This is a genomic window from Brevibacterium sp. NPDC056726 (assembly GCF_042790515.1).
GTDB lineage: Bacteria > Actinomycetota > Actinomycetes > Actinomycetales > Brevibacteriaceae > Brevibacterium > Brevibacterium sanguinis.
The window spans coordinates 166,476-182,391 of sequence record NZ_JBHTYZ010000004.1; the positions used below are offsets into that span (position 1 = coordinate 166,476).

The 15,916-nt window shown below is 70.2% G+C and carries 15 protein-coding genes; 5 read left to right on the forward strand and 10 right to left on the reverse strand.

The window, feature by feature from the left end; genetic code table 11:
* Position 1: 1 nt before the first annotated feature.
* The 5 genes from ACFQ91_RS09705 to ACFQ91_RS09725 form a co-directional block, all read right to left on the reverse strand.
* Positions 2 to 1,324, reverse strand: coding sequence for a bifunctional o-acetylhomoserine/o-acetylserine sulfhydrylase (locus tag ACFQ91_RS09705; RefSeq protein WP_198498802.1), 1,323 nt, complete (start codon positions 1,322 to 1,324; stop codon positions 2 to 4).
* A 130-nt stretch (positions 1,325 to 1,454) separates the two neighbouring features.
* Positions 1,455 to 4,868 (reverse strand): error-prone DNA polymerase, encoded by a 3,414-nt coding sequence (locus tag ACFQ91_RS09710; RefSeq protein WP_211979212.1) that lies wholly within the window; start codon positions 4,866 to 4,868, stop codon positions 1,455 to 1,457.
* Positions 4,868 to 6,511, reverse strand: coding sequence for a DNA polymerase Y family protein (locus ACFQ91_RS09715; RefSeq protein ID WP_211979211.1), 1,644 nt, complete (start codon positions 6,509 to 6,511; stop codon positions 4,868 to 4,870). The genes ACFQ91_RS09710 and ACFQ91_RS09715 overlap by 1 nt, the downstream gene beginning before the upstream one ends.
* The gene (locus ACFQ91_RS09720) at positions 6,501 to 7,220 is read right to left on the reverse strand and encodes a DNA recombination/repair protein RecA (RefSeq protein ID WP_249121064.1); all 720 of its coding nucleotides are present in this window, start codon (positions 7,218 to 7,220) and stop codon (positions 6,501 to 6,503) included. The genes ACFQ91_RS09715 and ACFQ91_RS09720 overlap by 11 nt, the downstream gene beginning before the upstream one ends.
* A 156-nt stretch (positions 7,221 to 7,376) precedes the next feature.
* A complete protein-coding gene (locus ACFQ91_RS09725; RefSeq protein WP_211979210.1) occupies positions 7,377 to 8,306 on the reverse strand; it encodes a cation diffusion facilitator family transporter in 930 nt (309 codons plus the stop codon).
* 200 nt (positions 8,307 to 8,506) lie between these two features.
* Here ACFQ91_RS09725 and ACFQ91_RS09730 point away from each other — a divergent pair, with 200 nt between their 5' ends.
* The 3 genes from ACFQ91_RS09730 to ACFQ91_RS09740 are packed head-to-tail and all read left to right on the forward strand — an operon-like array spanning position 8,507 to position 10,542.
* Positions 8,507 to 9,193 carry a class I SAM-dependent methyltransferase gene (locus ACFQ91_RS09730; RefSeq protein WP_211979209.1) on the forward strand — a complete coding sequence of 229 codons (687 nt, stop codon included), beginning with the start codon at positions 8,507 to 8,509 and terminating at the stop codon, positions 9,191 to 9,193.
* A gap of 24 nt (positions 9,194 to 9,217) precedes the next feature.
* Positions 9,218 to 9,682 (forward strand): tRNA (cytidine(34)-2'-O)-methyltransferase, encoded by a 465-nt coding sequence (locus tag ACFQ91_RS09735; RefSeq protein ID WP_211979208.1) that lies wholly within the window; start codon positions 9,218 to 9,220, stop codon positions 9,680 to 9,682.
* A 35-nt stretch (positions 9,683 to 9,717) separates the two neighbouring features.
* Complete coding sequence (locus ACFQ91_RS09740) at positions 9,718 to 10,542, forward strand: PfkB family carbohydrate kinase (RefSeq protein ID WP_198498808.1); 825 nt, start codon at positions 9,718 to 9,720, stop codon at positions 10,540 to 10,542.
* A gap of 110 nt (positions 10,543 to 10,652) precedes the next feature.
* On the opposite strand, the gene ACFQ91_RS09745 is transcribed toward ACFQ91_RS09740, so the two are convergent.
* Positions 10,653 to 10,907 (reverse strand): type B 50S ribosomal protein L31, encoded by a 255-nt coding sequence (locus ACFQ91_RS09745; protein WP_009375892.1) that lies wholly within the window; start codon positions 10,905 to 10,907, stop codon positions 10,653 to 10,655.
* A 177-nt stretch (positions 10,908 to 11,084) separates the two neighbouring features.
* Here ACFQ91_RS09745 and ACFQ91_RS09750 point away from each other — a divergent pair, with 177 nt between their 5' ends.
* Positions 11,085 to 11,648 carry a YbaK/EbsC family protein gene (locus tag ACFQ91_RS09750; RefSeq protein ID WP_211979207.1) on the forward strand — a complete coding sequence of 188 codons (564 nt, stop codon included), beginning with the start codon at positions 11,085 to 11,087 and terminating at the stop codon, positions 11,646 to 11,648.
* Between the two features lie 74 nt (positions 11,649 to 11,722).
* On the opposite strand, the gene ACFQ91_RS09755 is transcribed toward ACFQ91_RS09750, so the two are convergent.
* On the reverse strand, positions 11,723 to 12,508 hold the full coding sequence (locus tag ACFQ91_RS09755; protein WP_249121063.1) for a phosphatase: 786 nt from the start codon (positions 12,506 to 12,508) through the stop codon (positions 11,723 to 11,725).
* 259 nt (positions 12,509 to 12,767) lie between these two features.
* On the opposite strand from ACFQ91_RS09755, the gene ACFQ91_RS09760 reads away from it, so the two are divergent.
* Positions 12,768 to 13,265, forward strand: a complete 498-nt coding sequence (locus ACFQ91_RS09760) for a hypothetical protein (RefSeq protein ID WP_211979205.1) — start codon at positions 12,768 to 12,770, stop codon at positions 13,263 to 13,265.
* 16 nt (positions 13,266 to 13,281) lie between these two features.
* Here ACFQ91_RS09760 and ACFQ91_RS09765 read toward each other — a convergent pair whose 3' ends face one another.
* The 3 genes from ACFQ91_RS09765 to ACFQ91_RS09775 all read right to left on the reverse strand — a co-directional run bounded on the left by ACFQ91_RS09765 (position 13,282) and on the right by ACFQ91_RS09775 (position 15,891).
* Positions 13,282 to 13,884 carry a maleylpyruvate isomerase family mycothiol-dependent enzyme gene (locus ACFQ91_RS09765; RefSeq protein WP_249121062.1) on the reverse strand — a complete coding sequence of 201 codons (603 nt, stop codon included), beginning with the start codon at positions 13,882 to 13,884 and terminating at the stop codon, positions 13,282 to 13,284.
* Between the two features lie 76 nt (positions 13,885 to 13,960).
* Positions 13,961 to 15,004, reverse strand: coding sequence for an RNA polymerase subunit sigma-70 (locus ACFQ91_RS09770; RefSeq protein ID WP_344250493.1), 1,044 nt, complete (start codon positions 15,002 to 15,004; stop codon positions 13,961 to 13,963).
* Positions 14,980 to 15,891 (reverse strand): RNA methyltransferase, encoded by a 912-nt coding sequence (locus tag ACFQ91_RS09775; RefSeq protein WP_211979204.1) that lies wholly within the window; start codon positions 15,889 to 15,891, stop codon positions 14,980 to 14,982. The genes ACFQ91_RS09770 and ACFQ91_RS09775 overlap by 25 nt, the downstream gene beginning before the upstream one ends.
* Positions 15,892 to 15,916 lie beyond the last annotated feature (25 nt).

The window sequence follows — 15,916 nt, forward strand, 5'->3', positions numbered from 1 at the left end:
CTCAGGCGGCGGTCTCGGCCGTCGCCGCTGCGGCGGCGAAGCCCGCATCGAGGTCGGCGAGGATGTCGTCGATGCCCTCGAGGCCCACCGAGAGGCGCACGAGGGCGGGGTTGACCCCGGAGGCGGCCTGCGCCGCGTCGTCGAGCTGCGAATGCGTCGTCGAGGCCGGGTGGATGACGAGCGAGCGGACATCGCCGATGTTCGCGACGAGGGAGTGGAGCTCGAGGGCGTCGACGAACGCGACAGCGGCATCGTAGCCGCCGGCGATGTCGAAGGCGAGGACCGATCCGACGCCCTGCGGCAGGTACGTCTTCGCCCGGTCGTGCCACGGGCTGGATTCGAGGCCGGCGTAGGCGACGCGCGTGACCTGGTCGTGGCCTTCGAGGTAGGCGGCGACCCGCTCGGCGTTCGCGACGTGGCGTTCGATGCGCAGGCTCAGCGTCTCGAGACCCTGGGCGATGAGGAAGGCGTTGAACGGGCTGACGGCGGGACCGAGGTCGCGCAGCAGCTGGACGCGGAGTTTGAGGCCGTAGGACACGTTCGCCCCGAACGCGGAGTCCGCGCCGAGGTCACGGGCGTAGACGAGACCGTTGTACGACTCGTCGGGGGTGTTGAAGCCGGGGAAGCGCTCGGGGTGGGCACCGTAGTCGAAGGTGCCGCCGTCGACGACGACGCCGGCGATCGCGGTGCCGTGGCCGCCGAGGTACTTCGTCGCGGAGTGGATGACGACGTCGGCGCCGTGTTCGATCGGGCGCACGAGGTAGGGGGTGGCAAGGGTGTTGTCGACGACGAGCGGCACCCCGGCGGCGTGGGCGATGTCGGCGACCGCGGTGATGTCGAGGACGTCGGAGCGGGGGTTGGAGACCACCTCGGCGAAGAAGAGCTTCGTGTTGTCTTCGACGGCGTCGCGCCAGGCGTCGAGGTCGTCGACGTCGACGAAGGTCGTGGAGATGCCGAGCTTGCGCAGGGTGACGTCGAGGAGGTTGTACGTGCCGCCGTAGAGGCTCGAGCTGGCGACGATGTGGTCACCGGCTTCGGCGATGTTCGCGATCGCGAGGAACTCGGCGGACTGGCCGGAGGCGGTGAGCACGGCGTGGACGCCGCCTTCGAGGTCGGCGATCCGGTTCTCGACGACCTCGGTCGTCGGGTTGGTGATGCGGGTGTAGATCGGGCCGAGTTCGGCGAGGGCGAACCGGTTCTTCGCCTGGTCGTTGTCGGCGAAGACGTACGAGGTCGTCTGGTGGATCGGCAGCGCACGGGAGCCCGTCGCGGGGTCGGGGACCTGTCCGGCATGGATCTGGCGGGTTTCGAATGACTGGGCCATGGCATCTCCTCTGAGTGAGCGGGTGCCTCCACTCTCACCCGTGACCGCCCCTGCTCTGCGCGTTCTCGTCATGGAGCTGTCACCGACCGTCATCTGCCGTCATGTGGCCGACCTCACCGAGGCGGCCCCGTCACCGGAAGTTGCGGGCCTTTGTCGGCAGCTGGACCTCGAGCGGGACGAGCTTGTGCGCATAGAGGCTCACGACGTCCCCGCCGCGCTGGATGAGCCCGGTGACGACGAGGGCGTTGCGGGAGGTCGCGACCGACCGGAACCGCTTCATCAGCCCGGCGGTGGCGACGACATTGAGCATCCCGAACTCGTCCTCGAGGTTGATGAAGGTGATCCCCGAGGCGGTCGCCGGGCGCTGCCGGTGGGTGACGAGGGCGGCGACGGTCATCCGCTTGCCGTCGGGAGCGGCGGCGGCATCGGCGGTCGAGGCGTACCCGCGTTCGCGCAGCGACTGCCGGAGGATCTCCGTGGGGTAGCCGTCGACGGTGATCCCGGTGGAGAAGAGCTCGGCCAGGGTCGTCTCGAAGGCGTCCATCGTCGGCAGGGCCGGGGCGTGGGAGACGGCGCCCGTGCCCGGCAGCACGCCCGGATGGGATCCGGCGACTCCCCCGGCCAGCCACAGCGCCTGCCGCCGGTCGAGGTCGAAGCCGGACAGGGCCCCGGCGGTGGCGAGTCCTTCGAGGGCCTGCTTCCCGATGCCGGTGCGTTCGGCGAGGTCGGCCACCGAGGCGAACGGCGCATGTTCGCGTTCGGCGACGATCACCTCGGCGAAGGAGCCGACGTGGGAGACCGAGTCGAGACCGAGCCGGATCCCCAGCTCCCCGGTCTCCGTGGCCTCGAGGTCGGTGCCGGCCGAGGAGCGGCGGAGGTCGACGGGCAGGATCGGCACCGCGTGCCGGCGGGCGTCGGCGATGAGCGACTGCGGGGAGTAGAAGCCCATCGGCTGGGCACGCAGCAGGCCCGCGGTGAACGCTGCATGGTGATGGTATTTGAACCATGCGGACTGGTAGACGAGGTTGGCGAAGCTGATCGCATGCGATTCGGGGAACCCGTAGTTCGCGAACGCCGCGATCGTGTCGAAGATCTTCTCCGCGGTCTCCGCGTCGACGCCGCGCTCCTGTGCCCCGGTGCGGAACTTCTCCGCGAGCTCGGCCATCCTCCGCTGCGAGCGGCGCGAGCCCATCGCCTGCCGCAGCCGGTCGGCGTCGGCCCCGGAGAAGCCGCCGACGTCGATGGCCATCTGCATGAGCTGCTCCTGGAACAGCGGGACCCCGCACGTCTTGGCCAGGGACTTCTCGAGCAGCGGGTGGAGGTATTCGACCGGGTCGAGTCCCTGCCGTCGCCGGATGTAGGGGTGGACCGACCCGCCCTGGATGGGGCCGGGGCGGATGAGCGCGACCTGGACGGCGAGGTCGTAGAACTCGCGCGGTCGCAGCCGGGGCAGGGTTGCGAGCTGGGCGCGGGACTCGACCTGGAAGACGCCGACGGCGTCGGCCCGGCAGAGCATCTCGTACACCCGCGGGTCCTCATCGTCGATGAGGGCGCGGTCGATGCGCTCCCCGGTGTGCCGGTCGACGAGGTCGACCATTTCGTGGAGGGCGGTGAGCATCCCGAGGCCGAGGAGGTCGAATTTGACGAGGTCCATCGCCGCACAGTCGTCCTTGTCCCATTGGACGACGGTGCGATGGTCCATCGTCGCGTGTTCGATGGGCACGACCTCGCCGATGGGGCGATCGGCGAGGATCATCCCGCCGGAGTGGATGCCGAGGTGGCGGGGTGAGCCGAGCAGGTCACCGGCGACGTCGATGACCTGGGCCGGCACCGGGGAGTCCGCGGCCTCGGGCAGGGTCGACCAGCGGTTGCTCGCCTTCGAGAACGCGTCCTGCTGCCCCGGGGCGAAGCCGAGGCTGAAGGCGGCGTCGCGGATCGCCGACTTCGCGCGGTAGGTGATGACGTTGGCGACCTGGGCCGCCCGCTCCCGCCCGAAGTGGTCGTAGACGTACTGGATGACCTCCTCCCGCCGGCCCGATTCGATGTCGATGTCGATGTCGGGGTAGCCCTTGCGGTCCGGGGAGAGGAAGCGGTCGAAGAGGAGGTTGTGCTTGACCGCGTCGACGGCGGTGATGTCGAGGACATAGCAGACCGCGGAGTTCGCCGCCGATCCCCGGCCCTGGCAGAAGATCGCCTCCCGATGGCAGAAGCTCGTGATGTCGTGGACGATGAGGAAGTACCCGCAGAACCCGAGCCGGGCGATCATGTCCATCTCCCGGTCGAGCTGCTCCCAGGCGCGCGGATGCTCCGCCCGCGTCCCGTAGCGGGCGAGACCGCAGTCGGTGACGAGCTCCCGCAGGTACTCCTCGGCCTCACGGTCATCGGGCATCGGCGCCTTGGGCAGTTCGGGGCGGGCCGAGCTCAGGGTGAACGCGCACTCCTCGCCGATCCGCACGGCCCCGTCGAGGGCAGCCGTGGGGAACTGCGCCGCCATCTCCTCTCCTGTGTGGATCCGGCCCGCCGCCGTCGCCGGCAGCCACCCGGCGAGGTCGTCGAGGGAGCGCCGCGACCGCACGGAGGCCCGCACCTGCGCCGAGCGCCAGTGCGCCCGCGTGGCGAAGTGGACGTTGCTGCTGGCCGCGGTCGGCAGTCCCGTCCGGGCGGCCAGGTCGGCCAGGTGACGCAGCCGCTCGTCGTCGTCCGGGGTGCCGTCGCGGCTGAGTTCGACCGCGACGCGGTCGGGGCCGAAGAGCGCGCTCAGCCGCCGCAGGGCGCCCAGCCCGCCGTCGGGGTCGCCCAGCGCCTGACGCAGGGGGCCCTTGCGGCAGCCGGTGAGGATCATCCAGTCCGCACTGGCCGCGGCGAGCTCCTCGAGGTCGAAGACGGGGCGGTTCTTCTCCCCGGCGAGGTTCGCCTGCGTGATCGCCGCCGAGAGGCTGCGGTAGCCTGCGACCCCGCGGGCGAGGACGAGCAGGTGCGTGGCCTCGGGGTCGGTCTGGCCGGGGATCTTCTCTCTCAGCCCGAGGGAGAGCTCGGCACCGAAGACGGTGGGCAGTCCCGCCTCGGCGGCGGCATGGGCGAAGCGGACGGCTCCGTAGAGTCCGTTGTGGTCGGTCAGGGCCATCGCGGACAGGCCCGCGGCGGCACCGGCGGTGACGAGGTCCTCGGGGTCGGAGGCGCCGTCGAGGAAGCTGAACTGGGAGTGGACGTGCAGCTCCGCCCATGGTCGGGTCGCCGAGGGCAGGAGGATCGGGCCGCCGACGCCGTTCGAGCTGTCTCCGAGGGCGCCCGGGTAGCGGGCGAGGCCGTCGGGGCCGCGCGGACCGACGGAGACCGGGTAGCGGTCCGGGCGGGAGAAGGCCGGGGCGTCGGAGCCGTCGGCGTGCTTGTCGACCGGGGTGCGGTTCGAACCGGAGGGATTCGGCGCGCCGTCTGCCTGCGTGCCGCCGGTCGGTGTGCCGCCTGCCCGAGTGCCGCCGGTCTGTTTGCCTTCGAGACGTCGGGCGAGCTCCGACCACGGGGTGCGCGGGTTCGAGAAGCCCATCAGCGGTACCGTCCCGTGAGATACCACTGGCCGGATTCGCGGCTCAGCAGCAGCGCCTGACCGGACTCCGTGACGACCTGCAGCCGCGTCCGGTACGTCGACCGGGACGGATCCCACCACCCGGATTCGATCGGCCACGATCCGGAGAAGTCGACGATCGCCTCGGTGGTCCCGGTCGGGAAGCGGATCGTCTGCGGGGCGGCGCCGAGGCCTGCGGGACGCGCCTCGACGGGGAGGCCTCCGGCGGCGAGCACATCGACGGCGACCCGGTCGACGGTCGTCGGCCGCGGGGTGCCCAGCGACCCCGGCCAGGGGGCCTGCGGGTCCCGGGCCGGGGCGGCGGTCTGCTGCCACGGGGTCCAGAGGTTCGTCTCGGCCGGATCCCAGCCGCCCTGCAGCCGGGGCACGAGGACCGCGTCGGGGCCGAAGAGGCCCTGCAGGCGTTCGAGGGTGTGGGTGATCTGCCCCGTGTTCTCGTCGAAGAGGCTCTTCGTCGCGCCCACCGGTGTCGTCAGCTCCGCGGCGATGAGGCCGAGCGCGGTGATCCCCTCCTCGGAGAAGTCCTCGGGATCGGGACCGGGGTCATCGCCGCTGTCGGTCGGGCCGCCGCCGATGTTTCGGCCACCGCCGACGGTCCTGCCTCCGCCGACGCTCCGGCCTCCGGTACCGGGACGGCCGAGGCCGGCCAGCCAGCCTTCGGCCTGCCACCGCAGCCGGTCGGCGATGGCGTTCTCGGTCATGTCCTCGATGCGCCATGTGCGCCGCGAGGAGCGGTCGCCGGCGGCGCGGAGGTCGATGGTGATCTGCGTGCACACGAGGCCTCTCGCACGCACCCGGGTCAGCAGGTCCGCGGCGAGCTGCCGGGCGAGGAAGCCGAGGGTGTCGCTGCGGGTGGTGGGGACGTCGAGGACGCTCTCGACCTGGAGGTCCTCCGTGCGGAGGTGATCGCGCAGGGGCCTGTCGGGACGGCCCGAGGCGAGGTCGTGGGCGCGCCGGCCGGCAGTGCCGAACCGGGACATCACATCGGTCGCGTCGAGGGCGGCCAGGGCGCCCAGACTCCGCAGCCCGAGGTGGACGAAGACGTCGATGAGGTCGGTCCAGCTCTCCCCGGTGACCTCGAGGGCGGTGATCGGCTGGGCGCTGAGGAACGCCACGGTCTCCCCCGGCGGGACACGGGTGGCCCTGCCGGCGGCGATCCGGGCGGCGAAGACGGTGTCGGCGATGCCGGGGAAGAACTCCCAACCGGTCGTCGCGACGAGCGCGGAGATCAGGGCCTCGACGGCGGCGGCTTCGTCGGCATAGCCGTGCCGCAGGGCGTCGAGGGGAACGGCGAGGGTCCCCGGAGCGAGCAGGGTGAACCGGGCGACGAGGTCTTCGAGCGCCTCCACCCCGGCCGAGAAGTGCCGGTTGTCGACGTCTTCGTCCCACACGAGGATCTGCGCCTCGGGACAGCGGAAGCCCGCGGCGCGCTTGTTGCTGCCCACGGCGATGCCGGCGGCCCGGGCCGGAGCATTGGCGGCGATGACCTTGCCGGCGTGGAGGACGGCGACCGGGGTGCCGGGACTGAGGTCATGCTCGATGCCAGCGGCCACCGCCGGCCAGTCGGGGACGGTGAGGACGAGGGTCCGCGTATCAGCTGACACTGCGGATCACCGGTCTCTGCTCGGGGCCGCGCCCGACGTCTGGTTCGGCATCCGCCCCAGGCGTCGGCACGGCATCCTGCCCGGCGGAGGCCGGCGCAGGCGTGCCCTCGGGTCCCGGGAGGAGGAAGCGGTGGACTCCGGTCTGCGAACGGGCTTCGACGAGGCACGAGCGCAGTCGGCCGTGCCCGTGATCGGTGCCCGACCAGTGGACGTCGGTGATCTCGATCTGCTCCGTGCTCCCCTGCAGCGGTGCGAGGCTGATGAAGCTCATCTTCCTCTCGCGCACCTTGGCCAGCAGGCGGGCGCGCTCGCCCGCGCTCGGCTGGTAGGCGGGATCGACGAGGAGGATGTCGAAGGATTCGATGAGGATCGAGGCCACCCGCAGCCAGTCCTGCGGCGGGGTGACGAGATTGACGAAATGGTCGAGGTCGACGCCGAGGTCGGCGATCGAGGACACCGCCGGTTCGCCGAGGCCGATGCCGGCGCACCACTTCTGCTCCCGGGTGGACTCGGCGATCGTCGCGAGAGCGCAGCTGAGCGACTGTCCGCCGGTCAGGGACACGATCTCCCCGCGCGGCAGACCGCCGCGACGGAAGATCGGCGCGAGCACAGGATGCACGGGCCGAGACGGATGGCCGTCGAACAGGGACGTTGCCGTGGAGATCCCCATCTCCCGGCTGAGCTGTTCGACGAGTGGTGCAGCGGACATGACATCTATTATCGAACTAGTGTTCGAAATAGGCAACATTCAGGCGGCAGCTGCGTTCGCTCGGGCGTGTCGCATCTTCGGCAGATACGGAATATACGGGTCCATACGGACCCGAGCACTGAGCACCAGGATCCGGGCGACTGCCCGCCCCCCGCCTCACTCGGGCAGTGCCGGGGCTTCCTTCGTCGTGAACGACACCGTGATCCACGCGTGCGGGTCGTCGCCGCCGAGGCGCGCCTCGGCCTCATCGCGGATGCGATCCCAGTCCTCGAGCGGGCGGGGAGGCAGACCGCGGGGAACATAGAAGACGATCTCGATCGTCCGCGCACGCCCCTGAGCCGTCGCATACACCCGGAAGTCGTCGAAGCCCTCGGCCGCGCAGATGTCTCGGGCGACCGCCTCGGCGTCCTTCCGCAGCGCGGGCGGGGTGACGAGGGAGACCTGGGCCAGGGCGCGGCGCGCCGTCGACAGCGGCACGGGGATGAGGACGGCGGCGACGACGGTGAGGACGGCCGGGTCGACGTAGGGCATGAGCCAGGCGGCGTCGGTGCCGTCGATGAGCATGCCGATGATGAACGCGATGAGCAGGGCGCCGGTGACGCCGCCGGCCATGATCCAGCCCTTGACGTCCATCGCGACGAACTCGGAGCCGATCCGCCGGTTCGCCCGGTGTTCGAGGGTGCCCATGACGGCGGTGATGAGGACGACGACCGCGGCATAGACGACGGCGGGGCCGAAGTCGACCGGGCGCCCGCCGCTGAGCAGCGCCGAGACCGCTTGGAACAGGGCGTAGGCGGCCACGCCCATCATGAGCACCGAATTGATGAGGAGGACGATCGGCTCGAAGTGCCAGAATCCCATCGTGAACGCGTTCTGCGTGCGCAGCGACAGTCGGTTCGTCACCGACCGAGAGATGAGACCGGCCACGGTGAGCGAGACGATCGACATCACCGCGTCCATGAGGGAGAAGACGCCGTCGAAGAGGATCGCGAACGACCCGGAGACGAGCCCGAAGCCGATCCCGAGCACGGACACGAGGAGGATCGCGACCAGGGAGACCTTGAGTGCCTGCTGTTCGGTGCGCATGTGACGGTGGGTCCCTTCACCTCGGCGGATGTCCGATCTCCATCCTAACGAGCGCCGAGGCGGTCGTCCGTCCGCACCGGACCGCCCCGCCCCTCCGGCCCGCACCCGCCCGCTGCGTCACCGCGGAGGACGGGTCCGTCAGGGCGCACTGTCCCCACGGGGACGTTTCGTTTGCGCCCGGCACGGTCTAGGCTCAGGGCATGAACGCCTCCGACTACGTGACCGCGACCCGCACGTCCTATGACGCGATCGCCAAGACCTACACGGACTGGGTCTCCGCCGAGCTCACCGCCAAGCCCCACGATCGCGCCGTTCTCGGCGCCTTCGCCGAACTCGTCCTTGCCACCGGGCACCCCGAGACCCTCGACCTCGGCAGCGGACCGGGCCGGATCACGGCGTTCCTCACCGGGCTCGGCCTCGACGCGACCGGACTCGACCTCTCCCCGGAGATGATCGCCGCCGCCCGCAGCCTCTACTCCGATCTCGAGTTCACGACCGGATCGATGACGTGCCTGCCGTATCCGGCCAGCAGCTTCTCCGGCCTCGTCGCGTGGTACTCGATCATCCACATCCCCGATGACGACCTCGATCAGGTCTTCGCCGAGGCGGCGCGGGTGCTCCGTGCCGGCGGGTACTTCCAGCTCGCCTTCCAGCTCGGCGACTCCGTCGACCACTTCTCCGACCTCGCCGGGTTCGACGTCGACCTCGACTTCCACCGCCGCAGCCTCGACGACGTCCTCGAGCGCCTCCGGCCCCACGGCTTCTCCCCTGTCACCCAGCTCGAACGCGAACCTGACGCCGCCGGCCGCTTCCCCGAGTCGACCAGGCAGGGATATCTCCTCGTGCGCCGGGACTCCGCTGACCGCCTCGGCGAGGATCATTACTGACCGGGGTGAGATGATGGCTGTCATATGAGCATCGACATCGTCTTCCACACCCCCGAGATCCCCGGCAACACCGGCAACGCAATCCGCCTGGCCGCCGTCACCGGGGCTCACCTCCACCTCGTCGAACCGCTCGGCTTCGATCTCACGGACGCGAAGCTGCGGCGGGCGGGCCTCGACTACCACGATCTCGCCCATGTCACGGTCCATCCCGATCTCGACCACCTGTGGGAGGTCCTCGGCGACCGGCGGGTCATCGCGTTCACGACGCACACGTCCGACTCCTTCGCCGAGGTCGCCTACGAGGACGGCGACGTCCTCCTCTTCGGTCAGGAGTCGACGGGGCTGCCCGATGCCGTCGTCGACGATGACCACGTCAACCTGCGGGTGCGGATCCCGATGCTGCCGGGCCGGCGCTCCCTCAACCTCGCGAACTCCGCCTCGATCGCCGTCTACGAGGCATGGCGTCAGCGCGGATACGCGGGCGCGTAGACTTCTCGTCGACAGTTTTTCCCGAAAGGACCACCATGACCGCCAAGTTGCTCACCATCGCCGGCTCCGACGTCTCCGGCGGGGCCGGACTCGAAGCCGACCTGAAGATGTTCGAGGAGTACGGTGCCTTCGGCACTGCCGTCGTCACCTGCATCGTCACCTTCGACCCGGAGGACTCGTTCAACCACGCGATCGACTTCATCGAGCCTGAGGTCGTCAATCGCCAGCTCGCCTCGGCACTCGCGATCCACCGCTTCGACGCGATCAAGTCGGGCATGCTCGGCTCCGTCGACTCCGCCCTCGTCCTCGCCGAGGACCTCAAGGACAATCAGCTGCCGTACGTCTTCGACCCCGTCCTCGTGTGCAAGGGCTCCGGGTCGATGGTCGACCTCCGGGATCTCTTCGTCGAGAACCTCGTGCCCCTGGCCACCGTCATCACCCCGAACCTCGAGGAGGCGGCCGTGCTCGCCGGCATCGACCCCATCGACTCCGTCGAGGGCATGATCGAGGCCGCGCAGATCATCCACGGGCAGGGAGCTCAGAACGTCGTCGTCAAGGGCGGAGCGCGCCTGGCCGGTGAGGACGCCATCGACATCCTCTTCGACGGGCAGACCGTGACGACCCTGCGCTCGCGCAAGGTCAACGACAAGCTCGTCAACGGCGCCGGCTGTTCGTTCGCCTCGTCGATCGCCGCCGGGATCGCCACGGGCCTGTCGATCCCCGATGCCGTCGTCAAGGCCAAGGAGACCGTCGCCCACGGGATCGCGGCGAGCCTGGACAACGCGACCGGCGTGTCCTCGCTCCTCCACCCGGCCGCCCGCACGACGCCGTCGGCCGAGGTCGCCGTCACCGTCTCCTGACCCTCACCGCGCCCGGGGCGTCCCTGCGGGGACGCCCCGGGATGCGAAACTGCCCCGCACACCTGATGGTGTGCGGGGCAGCTTGTTCGCGGTGGGAACCGCGAGGGGGATCAGCGCTTGCCGAAGCCCTTGTAACGGTCCTTGAACTTCTCGACGCGGCCCGCGGAGTCGAGGATGCGCTGCTTGCCCGTGTAGAACGGGTGCGAAGCGCTGGAGATCTCGACGTCGATGACGGGGTAGGTGTTGCCGTCTTCCCACTCGATCGTCTTGTCGCTCTTCGCGGTCGAGCGCGTGAGGAACTTGGTGCCGGACGCGAGGTCGTTGAACACGATCGGCGCGTATTCCGGGTGGATGTCCTTCTTCATATTCTTACCTTTGCTGAATCCGCTCAGGCGCCTGGTATGGGTTCGACCCATCCGCCAGTGCCCGAATTCGTCTGCTGAAAACGCTTCGCGCCGTAGGAACCGGACGCGAACCGACAGTCCAGTCTAACCGACGCACGCTCCCAATGCGATTCGACACCGGTCTCCTAGACTGTGGTCATGAACACTGCCCTCCCCACCCGATCCCGTCTCAGCGCGCAGTTCGACGTGCGCCCCGCCGCTCAGGCACCCGAGCTCATGGCCGCCCCGACGGCCGCGGCACTGCCGACGGTCACCGGTGACGTCGAGGTCTTCGCGATCGATCCCGAGATCGCCGACACCGCGGCCCTCCTCTCAGCGACCGGGCTGGGCCCGGAGACCTCGGCGAACTGCGTCCTCGTCGCCGGTGCCCGCTCGGGCGAGGAGCGGATCGCCGCCTGCCTCGTCCTCGCCGACACTCGAGCCGACGTCAACAAGCGCGTGAAGAAGCTCCTCGACGTCCGCAAGGCCTCGTTCCTGCCGATGGATCGGGCCGTCGGCGAATCCGGGATGGAGTACGGCGGCATCGGCCCGATCGGCCTGCCGGACACCTACCGGATCCTCATCGACTCCCGCGTCGCCGAGGCCGATGAGCTCATCATCGGCTCCGGCATCCGCGGGTCGAAGCTCTTACTCTCCGGTGCGGCACTCGCGTCCCTGCCGGGCGCCGAGGTGATCGAGGGCCTGGCGACCACCATCGCCTGAGAACGGCGCCCGGACTCACCCGGCAGCGCCAGGTCTGGCCCCGCGCCGTCCGCTTCTGCTCAGTCGAGTTCAGTTCAGTCGAGTTCTGCCCGTTCGAGGCCGGCCCGGTCGAGGACGAACTCGATGAGCGGACCGTAGAGGTAGGGGTCGACGTCGTCATCGAGGGGCACGACCGTCTCCATGGCGCCCTGGGCTTCGGCGACGAAGAGCGCCGGATCGTTGCAGTCGGCATAGCCGACGGTGCGCAGACCCCGCGCCGAGGCGGCCCCGGCCCAGCCGTGGTCGGCGACGATGAGGTCGGGCAGCGGCTCGCCCCGGCGGGCGAGGTCGTCGAGCAGTGTCTGCATCGGTTCGGCGAGATGCGTGTGCGGGGTGCCGCCGTGGAGCTGCCAGACCCAGACCCGGTCGATCTCGCGCAGGTCGCCGCCGAGTGCGGGCAGCGGGACCGAGGACGACTGCCGCACGATCACGGCCCCGCGCTCCTCAGCCGCCTCGGCGATGGCCATATGGACAGGCAGGAGGCCTGCGGGGTGGCCGGTGGCGAAGAGGATCCGTCCCCCGGCCCGGGCGACGTCGCCGATGGCGGCCGCGAGTCGTTCGAGGGCGTCGATGCAGCGCTCGGTCGAGATCGTGTCGACCCCGTGGGTGAAGTCCTTCTCCGGGCGTAGGCCCGCGCGCTCGACCATGAGCGCGAAGACGGAGTCGAAGTCCCAGTCCGCGGTGAGGCTCACCCCGAAGTCGAACTGGCGCTCTCCGGCGAGGAAGCGCCGCATGTGGTCGAGGTTGTTGTCCCGCGGTGTCGCCACCTCCCCCGTGATGCGTCCGGTCTCCAGGGCTTGGGCTAGGGTCGTGCGGTCCACTGATCTCCTCATACGGGGCGGCTGTGCTGCCACAGCGCCGGTCTCTCCGCCATCGCCAGTCGGTTCTCGGCAACGGCTCCCACAACTCTATACAGTCCCGCGACCACCCAGCCCCCGCACGCCCGTGAGGACGGGGGCACAGACGGGTGTTCCCGAGGTGTTCACACAGAAGACATATGCCTCGAGCGCTGAGGAGGGCCACCGAGGCCAGTCAACAAGGGACCTCCTCAACCGGGCGGAGTGCGCGTACCCTGGTGGCATGAGCTCAGCGATGCGCGTCATCAGTGATCCGGCGGCTTGGCTCGAGCGCGCCTTCGCCGCTCCCGACGAGGACGTCATCCTCGTCAGCCCTCACCTCGCCCGCAACTTCGGTGAGCGCATCGCCGAGGCGGCCGCAGGCTCCCCGCGGACGTGGGCGGTGGTGACGACGATCGATCCCGTGGCCGTCGCCGGCGGGTATCTCTCGGTCGACGGTCTGCAGCTGCTCGTCGACACCGGAGTCCAGATCCAGCATGTCGACCGCCTGCGCACGCACTGCTTCTTCGTCGGCCGTCGCGCCCTGCTCGGGTCGCCGAACCTCGGTGCCGCTGCCCCCGGTGCGGCCTACCTCGCTGAGGACGAGTCCCAGTCCGGTGAGCTCGCCGTCGAACTCACCGACGACGACCTCGCTGCGGCGTGGCGGGAGATCGCGGCGCTGCGCTCCGTCGTCGTCGATGCCCGCGACCTCATCTGGCTGCGGGAGCAGGCCGGTCGCTGAGCGCGGGGCACGCCCGCTAGACCACCGCTCCGCCGGCACGCTTCGTCACCGTCAGCAGCATCTCCTTGGCGCTCATGCGGATCTCGCGCGGTCCGTCCCCGAGGGTGAGGTCGACGTCGTCGGCGATGAGCCGCGAACCGGTGAGGTCGACGCCGAAATGGGAGAGGTTCCGCTCCCCCGCGTTGTCGAGGACGATCCGGATCCGCTCGGGAGGAGCCGCCGGCAGCCCGAGTGGTTCGGTGATGTCGAGGCCGTGGATGACATCGTGGCTGAGCGCGCCGACGACGCCGCCTCCCGGTGGCCGCCAGTCGGTGTCGATGTTGTTCCGCAGGACAGCGAGCAGCTGCGCATCCGAGAGCGACTCCGTGTCGGCTCTCGCCCTCCGATCGGCGAACCGATCGAACCGGAAGCCGTTGCTCACCACGCCGAAGAGGAACTGGGGCACACTGAGCCGGAAGGGCATCGAGAGGTGAGCGGCGACCTCTCTCACCCGCCACCCCGCGCAGAGCGAGGGCGTCGCCCACTGCTCCTCGGTGAGGCCGGCGAGGAGATCGGTCAGCCGGGTGCGTTCGGCAGTGGTCTCACTGCGGATGAGCTTCTCATTCATGTTCTCAGTCATACTCCTGATACGGATGAGGGGCGCTCGATTCATCGCTCCGGGGAAAGGTTTCTTCCGCTGAATCCATCTGTCCTGGTCACCGGCGTCCCGGCGGCACCGAGCCCGGCTCGAGGCGCAGCGGCAGCCCGAACTCCGCAAACCGGTCACCGGTTCCGAGGAACGTGACGATCTCGGCGATCGCCCCGTCACGGATCTCGGGGACGACGAGCGCGAACGGGTGGAGCACATCACCCTCACGGCGGTACTGCCCGAACCCGGCCGTGCCGTTGATCGGCACCCGCAGGAGACGATCGCCGACGCAGGCATCGGCGGCGGCGAAGACAGCCAGGAACTCCTCACGACTCTCAAGCCGCCACGCGAACGGCGGCATCGACATCCGCAGGTCCTCCCGGAGCACACGTTTGAGCCCGCCGACGTCGTGGGCCTCGAAGGCGGCGACGTAGTCGTCGAGCAGTCGCTGCTGGTCGGGATCGGCGAGGGACTGCTGGGCGAGGGGTTCGGGCGCCGCCGCGGACAGGCGCGCTCGGGCCCGCTGGAGGGCGCTGTTGACGGCGGGCACGCTCGTGTCGAGGATGTCGGCGGTCTCGGCGGCGTCGAAGCCGAGCACCTCCCGCAGGAGGAGGGTCGCGCGCTGGCGCGGCGCCAGACACTGGAGGGCGGCGACGAAGGCGAGCCGCACCGACTGCCGTTGGGCGACGATGTCGGCCGGATCGTCGGCGCAGATCACCGCGGCGTCGGGCATCGGCTCGACGAAGCGATCGGCGGGCAGCGGCTCTCCGAGGTCAGCGGAGTCGGCGCGGGTGCGGGCGGGACCGAGATCGACAGCGAGTTCCCGGCGCGCGGCGCTGCGGGCGAGGTCGATGCAGATGTTCGCAGCGATCCGGTGCATCCACGTCGAGAGCTGCCCCCGGGCGGGATCGAAGCGGTCGAGAGCACCGTGTGCGCGGATGATCGTCTCCTGCACGGCATCGTCGGTGTCGGCGGCACTGCCGAGCATCCGGTAGCAGAATGCGGTGAGCCTGCCCCGCATCGCCTCGAGGTCGTCGACGGTCGGTGTGACGGACGTCATGGCGTCATTGTCGCACGCCCGCTGGCTCACCGTCCCTGCAGGGCGAAGCACGTGACCGCCGAGGCGGCGGCGACGTTGAGGGAGTCGACTCCCCCGCTCATCGGGATCATCACCGTCGAATCGGCCGCGGCGATCGTCGCCCTGGCCAGACCGTCGCCTTCCGTGCCGAAGACGACGGCGGTGCGCTCCGGGGCGGTGGCCGCGAACTCCTGGATCGAGACCGAGTCCTCGTCGAGGGCGAGGGCGGCGACGTGGAAGCCGAGCTCCCGCAGGGTCGCCACCCCGCCCGGCCAGGGGTCGATGCGCGTCCACGGCACTTGGAAGACCGTGCCCATCGACACCCGGATCGACCGGCGGTAGAGGGGGTCGGCGCACCGCGGCGTGACGAGCACGGCATCGACGCCGAAGGCCGCGGCGGAGCGGAAGATCGCGCCGACGTTCGTGTGGTCGACGACGTCCTCGATGACGACGACCCGGCGGGCCTCGGCGAGCAGATCAGCCAGTGCGGGCAGGGCCGGGCGCTCCATCGCCGCGAGTGCCCCGCGGTGGAGGTGGAAGCCGGTGAGCGCCTCGACGGCGGCGTCGGTGCCGATGTGGATCGGGGCGTCATTGCCGGCGATGAGATCGGCGAGGTCGAAGAGCCATTTCGGGCTCGTCAGATACGACCGCGGTGCCATGCCCGCGGCATGGGCCCGGCGGATGATCTTCGAGGATTCGGCGATGAAGAGACCCTCGGCCGGTTCGCGGACGCTGCGCAGGGCGACGTCGGTGAGGTTCGTGTAATCCGACAGCGCCTCACCCGCAGCACCGGTGGCCCGAGCACCCCCGCCGACCTCGGCGGCGTCGAAGAAGTCCAGGCGGCCGGCGGCGATCCCGAGTTCCGCGGCCCGTGCGATGATCTGCTCCCGAGTCAGCGGAGCCTTCGCTGGAGTGTTCACTGCCTGTCCCCCAACTCAGCGCCGC